The organism is Duganella flavida (assembly GCF_009857445.1).
GTDB lineage: Bacteria > Pseudomonadota > Gammaproteobacteria > Burkholderiales > Burkholderiaceae_D > Rugamonas > Rugamonas flavida.
In genome coordinates this window covers 167,549-179,026 of record NZ_WWCN01000014.1, presented here as the reverse complement: position 1 = coordinate 179,026, position 11,478 = coordinate 167,549, and the positions used below count along the sequence as shown (strand labels likewise).

The following is an 11,478-nucleotide window of genomic DNA, read 5'->3' as shown; positions in this document are numbered from 1 at the left end:
CTTACTCGATCTCGATCGATTTGACGCCGATTGCCAGTTGGCGCGGGTCGGCGTTGATGCCCAGTTCGCGCGGCGACACGGCATCGGGCAGCTCCATGTGAATCTCGCCCTGTGTTCCGGTCGGTGCCGGCACTGTCAGCGCGATGCTGGCGCGGGCATTGCTCTTGAATACGAATTCATGCTTCTCGCCACCGTCGACCGACACCAGCACGCGCTGGCTGTGCTGGTCATTGACCATCGCGGTGATCAGATTAATCTTCAGTGATAGCGTGTCGCGTTTGGCGTGCTCCGGCAGCGCATATTGGAAGCTGGCCTCGCGACCTTCGGTCCAGCGGCCAAACGTTTCGGCCGGACCGAAGCCGCGCAGGCGCTCGGCCGGTATCTGCTTGCTGGCCAGATCCCAGTAACCGAGGCGCGTTTTCGAGGCGAGGTACACCGGTTTGGTGTGCCAGCGCTTGTCCACCAGGTCCAGCTGGCATAGGCCCTGCAACTGGTGGGCCTTGGCGTAGGCTTGCACCCGCAGCAGGTAGTCCGGCGCGGCGGGCGAGGCGAAATTCCAGTCCTTCGGATTGAAGCTGGCGAATCCGTTGATGGTGGGCAGGTGGACCAGTTCGGCGATCAGCATGGCGTCCACATTGTGCGGATACATCGCGCCGACCGGGAACGAGGTGTCGCCATCCACCGTATCCGGCGAGGCGGTGGTGAAGAAGGCGCGGCATTCGGCCGGTGCGGGTGGCATGCCGCTGACGCGGTCGAGCAGCAGGTGGCGGTCCAGCGTGGTGATCGGACTGTGGTTGACTTCTTCCGCCAACAGCAGCGCGCTCACTGCCAGCAGCACCAGCGGCGACCACGAGGAGCGCGACAAGTACCACACTGCCAGCGCCGTTGCCGGCAGTGTCAGCAGCAGGAAGATGCGCGACACCACGCGCAGCCCGCTGCCGCCCGGCAGGTACTGGTAGAGCCATGCCCAGCCGGTATCCTGGTCGAAGCGGATCGACAGCAGCCACAGCACCAAGCTAGCGGCGGCGATGCCGACCATGATGGTTTTCACCTCTTCCGGCAGTGGTAGCTGGCGCTTGAAGATATCGAGGATGCACATACCGGCTAGCAGTAGCAGCACCGGCGCGATGCCGGCTTCGCGCTCGCCACTGCCAAGATCACACATCTCGCAGCCTGCGTGCAGCGAGGCGATCATGTCGCCGAACACCGCATTGCCGGTGCCGACGTTGAAGCTGTCGAACAGGCTGGGGACGTAGAACAGGATTTCGCTCCACGGCCGCTGCTTGCCGCTACCCAGATAAACGCTGATGAAAGGCAGTAGCGACAGCGCCGCCACGGCAGCAATGCCGAGCAGCGCGACCTTGTTGTCAGCAACGGCTTGTCCAAGCTGCTTCAGGCCCGGCAGGCCGCGCAGCAGCAGCTGGAACAGCACGGCGATCAGCGCAAACACTGCGAAGAACCAGGCGGTGTACAGGCAGCTCATCATCCAGCCCGCAAACAGCAGCGCCGCAAGGCTGCCGGACACGAATAGGCGGCGGCTCTGCAACGCTAGCAGGGCCTGCGCCGCGTTGTAGATCAACAGCGCTTCAAGCGGCGCCAGCGACACCGACAGCAGCTGCGCGTGCGACAGCTGCATGAAGCTGTTGTTGCTGAGTGTGAATATGGCAGCGCCCAGTAGCGCCCACTCGAACGGCAGCTTGAGCATGCGGCGCGCCGCCGCCAGGAAGCCGAAGAAGCCCACGCTCTTGATCACCATGTTCACCAGTTCATTGGCGAGGAAAGCGTCGAACGACAGGGCGCGGAAGAACGAGTACAGTACGCCGTTCAGGAACAGGCCTTCATTGTAACCGAGCGTGTTGGGATAAGGATAGAAGTAGTTGGGGCTGCTCCAGTGCGACCAGCCGCGGAACACATTGAACCAGTGCTCCAGCAAGGCGACCTGAATTACGCCGTCGTAGCGGTCGCCCGACAGATAACCGAAGTGGCTGTGGATTTGCTGGCGGAAGAAGACCGCCAGTACCAGCAGCGCCACCGCCAGCGTGAGCAGGACAGTGACGCGTCGTCCCATCACGGGCCGTTCCAAGGGGGTGCGCATTATTTCCCTACGTATTGAATTGTTTGAAACAATGCTAATATGAAAATGCTTATTAAGCAATCTTCCCGATTAACTATTGCTCAAACATTCCAATACAGGGATGCTCAGGCGCTGCGGTAAGTTGGTTCCACGCGGCCGGCGACATCCATTTCAATTGCCAGCAGCTTACCGCTCAGTGGATACTGCTCCAGTTCCGGCGCCGGACGTGCGCCGGCGCTGGTGACGTATAGCGTCTTTAAATCTGGACCGCCGAATGCCGGCATGGTCGGGCAGCGCACCGGCAGCTTGATCTCGCCCAGCAGCACACCTTCCGGCGACAGCTTCGCAATCCGCGCGCCTTCAAACATCGCCACCCAGTAGTTGCCTTCGCTGTCCACGGCCGCGCCGTCAGGACGGCCGCCGTAGTTGTTCTCCTTGTCCATCGAGAACTGGTGCAGCAAGCGCTGGTTATCGACCGCGCCAGTAGCGACGTCGTAATCCAGCTTGGTCACGCGATGTGCGGCGGTGTCTGCGTGGTACATGGACTTCTGGTCCGGGCTGAAACCCGAGCCGTTTGAATTCGTCATGCCGCCCGACCATGCCTTGCGCAGCTTGCCCTGTTCCAGCACGTACATCTCCGCTGCCGGCTTGTCGCGCGGTTCGTAGATGGTGCCGACCCAGAAGCGGCCCGCAGGGTCCACATGGCCGTCGTTAAAGCGCGTAATCGACTGATCGTAAGGCGCATCCACAATCGTGGTCAGCTTCACATCCACGCTGCTGGTGTCCAGATGCGCAAAGCCGCTGCGCATGGCGACGATCAAGCCGCCCTTGTCACTGATGCCCAGCGTGGCCGGCTCGCTATCCAGCTTCCACGAACGATGCGCGCCGCTGGCAGGATCCAGCCGGTGCACGGTGAAGGCCGGAATATCCACCCAGTACAGCACCTGTTCCTGCGGGTGCCACAGCGGGCATTCGCCGGTCTGCATCACCGCGTCATAAGCTACTTGGATATTCATATGTGTTGCGCCGCTTTCGCCATGAAGATCAGGCCATTGGTCGAGCTGTCGTGACGTTCCGGTTTGACTTCGCCGGTCAGTTCTGACTGGATGTTCTTGGCCAGTACCTTGCCCAGTTCCACGCCCCACTGGTCGAAGCTGTTTACGTCCCAGATCACGCCTTGCACGAAGGTCTTGTGCTCGTACAGCGCGATCAGCGCGCCCAGTGCGGCAGGCGTCAGCTGGTCCATCAGGATGGTGTTCGATGGACGGTTGCCAGGGAAGGTTTTATGCGGCACCAGCGCTTCGATTTCGTCGGCGCTCAGGTTCGAGCCTGCCAGGTCGGCGCGCACTTCATCGGCGGTTTTACCGGTCATGAAGGCTTCCGACTGCGCGAAGCAGTTGGCCAGCAGTGCATCGTGATGGCCTGCCAGGTCGTGGGTCGCGCGCAAGGCGGCGATGAAGTCCATCGGCGTCACATCGGTGCCTTGGTGCAGCAGCTGGAAGTAAGCGTGTTGCGCGTTGGTGCCGCACTCGCCCCACACGACAGGGCAGGTTGGCGTATCGACTTCCGCGCCACTGCGGGTGATGCGCTTGCCGTTCGATTCCATATCCAGCTGTTGCAGGTAGGCCGGGAAGCGGTTCAGGTCTTGATGGTACGGCGCGATCGACAGCGAACTGGCGTTCAGGAACTGGCGGTTCCAGAAACCGACCATCGCCAGCAGCACCGGCATGTTCTGTTCCAGCGGCGCCTCGCGGAAGTGTTCATCCATCGCGTGCGCGCCGGCCAGGAAGTCGCTGAAGTAGCCGAAGCCCACCGCCAGCGCCACCGACAAACCAATCGCCGACCACACCGAGTAACGGCCGCCCACCCAGTCCCAGAACGGGAACATATTGGCGGTATCGATGCCGAATTCCGCCACCGATTTGGCGTTGGTCGACACGGCCACGAAGTGCTTGGCCAAGTTGTCTTGCGCGCCGCCGTTGTTGAGGAACCAGGTGCGCGCGGTGTTCGCGTTCAGCATGGTCTCGGCGGTGGTGAAGGTTTTCGACGCGATGATGAACAGCGTGGTTTCAGGATTGACCTGCGCCAGCGCGGCGTCCATGTCATGGCCATCGACGTTGGAGACGAAGTGCATCTTCAGGCGCGGATGCGCGTACGAACGCAGTGCCAGCACGGCCATCTTCGGGCCCAGGTCCGAACCGCCGATACCGACGTTGACGATGTCGGTAATCGGCTTGCCGCTGTAGCCCAGCCAAGCGCCACTGCGTACGCGGTCGGTGAATTCTTTAACGTGGTCCAGCACTGCATGCACGTCGGCGTTGACATCCTGGCCGTCGACCACCAATGCTTTGCCGCGCGGCATACGCAGCGCGGTATGCAGCACTGCGCGTTGTTCGGTAAGATTGATTTTCTCGCCGCTCAGCATGGCATCGCGCTGGCGCTCAACGCCGCGCTCACGGGCCAAGTCCAGCAGCAGGCCGACGGTGGTGGCGTCCAGGCGGTTCTTGGAATAATCGAGGAACAGGCCGGCGGCATCGACCGTCAGTTTCGGGAAGCGCTCGGCGTCGGTGGCAAACAGCTGGCGCAGTTGCCAGTTTTTGGCCTCGGCGGCGTGGGATTCAAGGGCTTTGAAGCTCGCGATAGTGGTCAGTGCAGGCTGGCGCATAATGGTGGCAGGTAAGGAGGGGATGGCCGAATGATACAGGAAAATCAGGTAAATTCACTACGATTTGGTGGTGCTACCCTGAATATTCCTGCCTCGTAGCGATGCTGCAGGGCGCATATCGGCCTAAGAAAAGACAGTGAGATTTGCAATTTTGTAGTAAAATTTCACGCAATCCATTCATAAGGAACGATCATGGCGTTGCATCCAGTCCTGGAAAAAGTCACCAATCGCATCATTCAGCGCAGCAAACCATCGCGCGGCGCGTACTTGGCCCATCTTGAAGCGGCCCGTATCAAAGGCGGCCCGCAACGCGGCGCGCTGGCGTGTACCAACCTGGCGCACGGTTTCGCTGCCTTCCCGGCCAACGACAAGCTGGTGCTGAAGGAAGTGAAGAAGCCGTCGGTGGCGATTGTCTCGGCCTACAACGACATGCTGTCGGCGCACCAGCCGTTTGAGCGTTATCCAGAATTGATTAAACAAGCCGTGCGCGAAGTGGGCGCGGTGGCGCAATACGCCGGCGGCACGCCTGCCATGTGTGATGGCGTGACCCAGGGCCAGCCTGGCATGGAACTGTCGCTGTTCTCGCGCGACGCCATCGCCATGTCGGCTGCCGTGGCGCTGTCGCACAATATGTTCGACTCCGCCGTGTACCTGGGCGTGTGCGACAAGATCGTTCCTGGCCTGTTGATCGGCGCGCTGCACTTCGGCCACCTGCCTGCGGTGTTCGTGCCGGCCGGCCCGATGACCACCGGCCTGTCGAATTCCGAAAAAGCCAAGATCCGCCAGCTGTACGCACAAGGCAAAGCCGGTCGCGCCGAGCTGCTGGAAGGCGAGTCGAAGTCCTACCACGGCGCCGGCACCTGTACCTTCTACGGCACCGCCAACTCCAACCAGATGCTGATGGAAGTCATGGGCCTGCACTTGCCAGGCGCCGCCTTCATCACCCCGAACACGCCGCTGCGCGATGAACTGACCAAGGCTGCCGCCCAGCGTGCCGCCGTCATCACCGACCAAGGCAATGAATACATCCCGGTCGGCCATGTGGTCGACGAGAAGTCCATCGTCAACGCCATTGTCGCGCTGCTGGCCACCGGCGGTTCGACCAATCACACGCTGCACCTGCCGGCCATCGCCAAGGCAGCCGGTATTGTGATCGACTGGAACGACTTTGACGAGCTGTCGAAAGTAGTGCCGCTGCTGTGCCGCATCTACCCGAACGGCGAAGCGGATGTGAACCACTTCCACGCCGCCGGCAGCACCGGTTTTGTGATCCGTGAACTGCTGGATGCAGGCCTGCTGCACGACGACGTCACCACCATCCTGGGCAAAGGCCTGCGCAAGCACTGCGCTGAGCCGTTCCTGGGCGAGGGTGACAAAGGTGTAGTGTTCAAGGATTCGCCAGTTGAATCGGGCGACGAAAATGTGCTGCGCAAGCACGGTAATCCATTCTCGCCGGACGGCGGCATGGTGCTGGTGCAGGGTAACCTGGGCCGTGCTGTGATGAAGGTGTCGGCAGTGAAGCCACAGCACCGTACCGTTGAAGCGCCAGCGCTGGTATTCAATTCGCAGGAAGATTTCATGGATGCGTACAAAACCGGTCAGCTGGACCGCGACTTCGTGGCCGTGCTGCGCTTCCAGGGCCCGCGCGCCAACGGCATGCCGGAACTGCACGCGTTGACCCCTGCGCTGGCCAATCTGCAAGACGCTGGCCGCAAAGTGGCACTGGTCACCGACGGCCGTATGTCGGGCGCATCGGGCAAGGTACCGGCTGCGATCCACGTGTCGCCTGAGATTCTGGCTGGCGGTCCACTGGGCCTGGTGCGCGATGGCGACATCATCAAAGTCTGCGCCGAAACTGGCACGCTGGAAGCGCTGGTGGATTCGGCGGCATGGCACGCACGCTCGATGGCGCATGCCGATATGTCGGTGAACCACGTGGGCATGGGCCGTGAACTGTTCTCCATGTTCCGCAACGCCGTGTGCGAAGCAGAAAAGGGTGCAACCACCTTCCCGCTGCCGTCGCCGATCGCCACCACGGTAGGCCTGCATGACAAAGATCCGGTCGGTAATACCGTGCCGGGTTCCGACGAAGATTTCTCGACCAAGAAAGAAGCCTGATATGACCCTGTCTCTGCTCGATATTATGCGTACTTCGGCCGTGATCCCTGTGATCGCGATTGACGAACCTGAACATGCAGTTCCGCTGGCGAAGGCGCTGGTGGCTGGTGGCATCCGCGTGCTGGAAGTGACCCTGCGCACCAAGCACGGCCTGGGCGCGATCAAGGCCATGGCCGCAGTGGAAGGCGCCATCGTCGGCGTGGGTACGCTGACGCAGCCGGAAGAATTTGCCGCAGCACGTGATGCGGGGGCGGTGTTCGGTGTATCGCCGGGCCTGACGCCAGCGCTGATCGCCGCCGCCAAGAGCAGCGGCCTGCCGCTGCTGCCGGGCGTGATGACGCCATCGGAAATCATGGCCGCGCGCGAGCAAGGCTTCAAGCAGCTGAAACTGTTCCCGGCCGTTCCTGCCGGCGGCATCGGCATGCTGAACGCGATCAACGGCCCACTGCCGGACATCACCTTCTGCCCGACCGGCGGCATCTCGCAAGAGACCGCGTCGCAGTTCCTGGCACTGAAAAACGTCGCCTGCGTAGGCGGCTCGTGGCTGACGCCAAAAGACGCCATCGCCGCCGGCGACTGGGCACGCATCACCGACCTGGCCAAAGCCGCCAGCGGCCTGCGGATCTAAACCAACGAAACGACGCTACGGCGTCGTTTTTTATGGGTCTTTGCTGAAAGTCTTGGTACCGTGCGGGAGTTGGACCCACGTGTGGCGGCGGACGTCGTAGATGGAGGCAGTGGGCGCTGGGAAGCTTGGGTCGGCGAAGGCGCCTACTGCGATGCTGACTTTGTCGTCGTAGCCGATTTCGGTGTGGTACAAGCTGGTGCCGCAGATAGGACAGAAGCGGAACAGGAACTGTGCGCCCTGGTCGCCGGTGCGTAGGTATTCCGTCGCTGTGCCGCTCACTTTATAGGGTACGTTAAAACTTGCCAAGGCGGCGAAGACGCTGCCGGTGCGTTGCTGGCACGCGAAGCAGTGGCAGACGCCAACGCCGCGTGGTTCGCCGTTCACTTCTATTTGCAGTTGGCCGCAAGAGCAGGATGCGGTTCTCATGCTGTATCTCCTTTTAAATGTTGGCGCCGATGTGCTCGCGCAGCCATTGATGCGCTGGATCGCGATGCAGGCGTTCGTGCCAGAGCATGGCCATTTCGTAGCCGGGAATGTCTACCGGCGGCTGCACCACGCGTAGTGCCGGGTTGCCGTGCACCAGCCGTTCCGGCAGCATCGCCACCAAGTCGGTACTGGCCAGCGCCGAGATCACGAACAGGAAGTGCGGCACTGACAGTACCACGCGCCGCGTCATGCCTGCCTGCGTCAGCATGGCGTCGGTGATGCCGCTGAAGCCTCCACCGTCCGGCGAAACGATCACGTGTTCCAGTTCGCAGAATTGTTTGAGTGTCGGCTTGCGCTTCAGGCGTGGATGGCCGGCGCGGCCTGCGAGGACGTAGTGCTCCTTGAACAGTAGCCGTCGCCGCATGCCTTGCGGTGCATCCTCGCTGGTGTGAAAGGCCAGGTCGATCAGGCCTTGCTCCGCTTGCCGCGTGATGTGCGGTGGCGTTAGCTCCAGTACGGCCAGTCGCGTGCCCGGTGCGGCGGCACGCAGGCCTGCCATTGCCGGCAGCAGGATGGTCGATTCCGCATAGTCGGTAGCTGCAACGCGCCAGGTTTGCTCGGCCTGCGCCGGATCGAAAGGCGCGGCTGCCGACACTGCGCGCCCCAATGCTTCCAGCGCTAGTCGCAATGGCTCGCGCAGTTCTTCGGCGCGCGCGGTGGGGCGCATGCCGCGCGGTCCGGGCAGCAGCAACGGATCGCTGAAAATATCGCGCAGCTTGGCCAAGTGCACGCTTATGGAGGGCTGCGAGAAATGCAATCGCTCTGCTGCACGCGTGACGTTATGCTCGGCCAGTAGCACGTCCAGTGTCACGAGCAGGTTGAGGTCTAGTTGCCTGAGATTATTCATGTCTATAGCTGGGATATTGGGAATTCATTTCAACTATACCTGATGCCTGTCTATGCTGAGGTTTTTCAGGAGCCACTTATGAATGTATTGATTGTCTATGCCCACCCCGATCCCAACTCGCTGAACGCCGCATTGAAGCACTACGCCATCCAGCGTTTGCAGACTGCAGGCCATGCGGTGCAGGTCTCGGACTTATATGCGATGGAGTGGAACGCCAAGCTGGCCGCCAGCGAAATCCCCAAACTCGAAAATCACCGCGCCGACATCCTGCGAGAGCAGGAAAAATTGCTGTGGGCTGACACAGTGATTTTTCAATTCCCGCTTTGGTGGTTCTCCATGCCGGCTATCATGAAAGGCTGGGTAGAGCGCGTGTACACGCTGGGATTCGGCTATGGCGTCGGTGAGCATTCCGATGTGCGCTGGGGAGACCGTTATGGCGAAGGCACGCTGACCGGAAAGCGCGCCATGTTGATGGTGACGGCGGGCGGCTGGGAATCGCACTACAGCCCACGTGGCATCAACGGCGCAGTGGATGAGTTGCTGTTCCCGATCCATCACGGTATCCTGTACTACCCCGGCATGGAGGTGCTGCCTCCCTTCATGGTCTACCGCACCGGGCACATGGACGATGCGCGCTACGCGGCGATCTGCGAAGAACTCGGACAGCGGCTGGATACGCTGGCAACCACGCCGCCGATCCCGTTCCGCCGCCAGAACCACGGCGATTACGACATCCCGGTCATGACCCTGAAATCAGAAATCGCGCCCGGCGTGGAGGGCTTCAAGGCGCATCTGCATCAGCCACCGAGCTTGTTGTAAAGCGTGCCGCGCCAGCGGGCGGTGATGCGGCTGCAGTGCATTTCAAACTCGTCGCCATCCTTGGTTTTGGTAGCGTGGAAGTGATTGATGGCGATGCGCGTGGCATCCTGCAAGGCGCCGGCCTCGGTGATTTGCTTGGGCGGCGGTTCGTCGGTGATATGTAGCAGGTACTCGACTTTTTTAGGGTTGGTATTCTGGTCGTACCAGATTTCGACGCGAATATTATCGTCATCGTGTTCGCTCTCCGCGAAGCACCGCCCTTGCCGCATGGTTTCAAATTTAAATCGCATTGCGCTCCTCCGTAGAAACACAGGATGAGCGTAGCACGCCCGAAGCGCAGGCGAAATATCCTTGCAAATCAGTAGTGTCGCAATCGCATTTGCAGGCCGATCGGGGACATGGTGAAGCCCATGAGTTCTTCGGGCGCGGCGCCGGTTGCGGTGTCGATCGAGTGGATGGTGAAGCTGGAGAGCAGCATGGCGCTGGCCAGTTTGATTTCGAGAAGCGCGAGGTAGCGCCCGGGGCAGGTGCGCACGCCCGCGCCGAAGGGCATGGAGACGTGCTTGCTGATGGCTTGCTCGCCTTGCTGCAGCCAGCGCTCCGGCTTGAAGTCGGCTGCGTTGGGAACGTGTGCATCCGATACGCTGTCATTGCGCATCACGCACCATATCAAGCCGCCTTTCGGTACTTGCACGTCGCTGACTACGGTATCACGCAAGGCTTCCAGCGGGAGGAAGGGCGCCACCGGCTTGAGGCGCATGGCTTCCTGCGCGCAGGCGTCCAGATAATCCAATCCATCCATCTGCTCAATGGTGAAGGCGCGCGGATTCGGCGCCACACGCTGCACTTCTTCCCGTGCCTTCTGCATCGCGGCGGGATTTTGCTGCAGGAGGTAGAGCATCCACGCCAGCGTATTGCTGGTGGTGTCTTCGCCCGCCAGCAGCATGGTGGTGACGTTGCCCGCCACCACCGCATCATCGACGCCGCTACCGCCTTCATCGGCCGCGCAGATCATCGCTTCCAGCAGGTTGGCCGGACGTTCGCGCCGCGCAGGTTCCGCTGCCAGCCGTGCACGGGCGGCGGCGATTAGTTCATCGACAGACTTGTTCAATGCCGCCAGGCTGGTGTCCAGATGGCGGTCCTGCGGCAGCTTGATGTAACGCCAATACGGAACCAGCGCGATCGAACGGCGCGCTACCGCCGGCAGCACCACATCCATATGGCGCTGGATCACATCCTCGCCGCCGTCGATGGTATTGACCTCGGTGCCGAACGCCAGTCCGGCGATAATGTCGACGCTGTAGCGTTTCAAATCTTCAGCGAGGTCGATCACGCTGCCGTCGCACGCGGCCTGCTGCCAGCGCTTCTGCAGGCGCTGCGCCACTGACACCAGCGACGGAAAATACGCCTTCACCGCATGCGGCGCCAGCGCCGCCATCACCATGCGCCGCTGGTCGCGCCACGCCGCACCTTCGGCCAGGAATACGCCGGGCCGGCCACCCATTTCGTTCGAGATGATGGCGGTGATGGCTGGACGACGGAAGCCATCCGGCCGGTCGCGCAGCACTGTGCTTACCAGCTCATGATCGGAGATCACCATGATCGGCGTGCGGCCAAAGCGGATCGTGAACAGCGGCCCGTATTGTTTGCTCCATGCCTCCACATCCTGATGGATGCGCAATGGCCGCATCTGCGGCAGATTGCCGGCCAGCGGCCACGGACGCGGGCCGGGCAGGTCGTTCATATGGCGAAGTTCAGCGGTCATTGCGGTTTGCATATCTGCTTCCTCTATTGACGATGCCTTAGTGTGCGCTCGCCAGCGAACCGCGTATTGAACGATT

10 protein-coding genes are annotated in these 11,478 nt (G+C 61.6%); 3 read left to right on the top strand and 7 right to left on the bottom strand.

Annotated features, from left to right (window positions below; translation table 11 throughout):
• Position 1: 1 nt before the first annotated feature.
• From GTP46_RS21465 to pgi, 3 genes are all read right to left on the bottom strand, one after another.
• On the bottom strand, positions 2-2,071 hold the full coding sequence (locus tag GTP46_RS21465; RefSeq protein WP_161008661.1) for a DUF7024 domain-containing protein: 2,070 nt from the start codon (positions 2,069-2,071) through the stop codon (positions 2-4).
• 128 nt (positions 2,072-2,199) lie between these two features.
• Positions 2,200-3,090, bottom strand: coding sequence for an SMP-30/gluconolactonase/LRE family protein (locus GTP46_RS21460; RefSeq protein ID WP_161008660.1), 891 nt, complete (start codon positions 3,088-3,090; stop codon positions 2,200-2,202).
• Positions 3,087-4,739 carry a glucose-6-phosphate isomerase gene (pgi, locus tag GTP46_RS21455; RefSeq protein WP_161008659.1) on the bottom strand — a complete coding sequence of 551 codons (1,653 nt, stop codon included), beginning with the start codon at positions 4,737-4,739 and terminating at the stop codon, positions 3,087-3,089. The genes GTP46_RS21460 and pgi overlap by 4 nt, the downstream gene beginning before the upstream one ends.
• Before the next feature lie 192 nt (positions 4,740-4,931).
• On the opposite strand from pgi, the gene edd reads away from it, so the two are divergent.
• Positions 4,932-6,857, top strand: a complete 1,926-nt coding sequence (gene edd / locus GTP46_RS21450; RefSeq protein ID WP_161008658.1) for a phosphogluconate dehydratase — start codon at positions 4,932-4,934, stop codon at positions 6,855-6,857.
• A gap of 1 nt (position 6,858) precedes the next feature.
• A complete protein-coding gene (gene eda, locus GTP46_RS21445) occupies positions 6,859-7,485 on the top strand; it encodes a bifunctional 4-hydroxy-2-oxoglutarate aldolase/2-dehydro-3-deoxy-phosphogluconate aldolase (RefSeq protein WP_161008657.1) in 627 nt (208 codons plus the stop codon).
• A 30-nt stretch (positions 7,486-7,515) separates the two neighbouring features.
• Here eda and GTP46_RS21440 read toward each other — a convergent pair whose 3' ends face one another.
• Together GTP46_RS21440 and GTP46_RS21435 are read right to left on the bottom strand one after the other, a co-directional pair.
• Positions 7,516-7,911, bottom strand: coding sequence for a GFA family protein (locus GTP46_RS21440; protein ID WP_161008656.1), 396 nt, complete (start codon positions 7,909-7,911; stop codon positions 7,516-7,518).
• A 13-nt stretch (positions 7,912-7,924) separates the two neighbouring features.
• Positions 7,925-8,818: a LysR family transcriptional regulator gene (locus tag GTP46_RS21435; protein ID WP_161008655.1), complete on the bottom strand. Its 894-nt coding sequence runs from the start codon at positions 8,816-8,818 to the stop codon at positions 7,925-7,927.
• Between the two features lie 78 nt (positions 8,819-8,896).
• Between GTP46_RS21435 and GTP46_RS21430 the strand changes: the two genes are divergently transcribed.
• Positions 8,897-9,637 (top strand): NAD(P)H-dependent oxidoreductase, encoded by a 741-nt coding sequence (locus tag GTP46_RS21430; RefSeq protein ID WP_161008654.1) that lies wholly within the window; start codon positions 8,897-8,899, stop codon positions 9,635-9,637.
• On the opposite strand, the gene GTP46_RS21425 is transcribed toward GTP46_RS21430, so the two are convergent.
• Both GTP46_RS21425 and GTP46_RS21420 read right to left on the bottom strand, forming a co-directional pair.
• Positions 9,616-9,927: a hypothetical protein gene (locus GTP46_RS21425; RefSeq protein WP_161008653.1), complete on the bottom strand. Its 312-nt coding sequence runs from the start codon at positions 9,925-9,927 to the stop codon at positions 9,616-9,618. The two genes, GTP46_RS21430 and GTP46_RS21425, sit on opposite strands and share 22 nt — an antisense overlap.
• 68 nt (positions 9,928-9,995) lie before the next feature.
• On the bottom strand, positions 9,996-11,402 hold the full coding sequence (locus GTP46_RS21420; protein ID WP_229259046.1) for a cytochrome P450: 1,407 nt from the start codon (positions 11,400-11,402) through the stop codon (positions 9,996-9,998).
• Positions 11,403-11,478 lie beyond the last annotated feature (76 nt).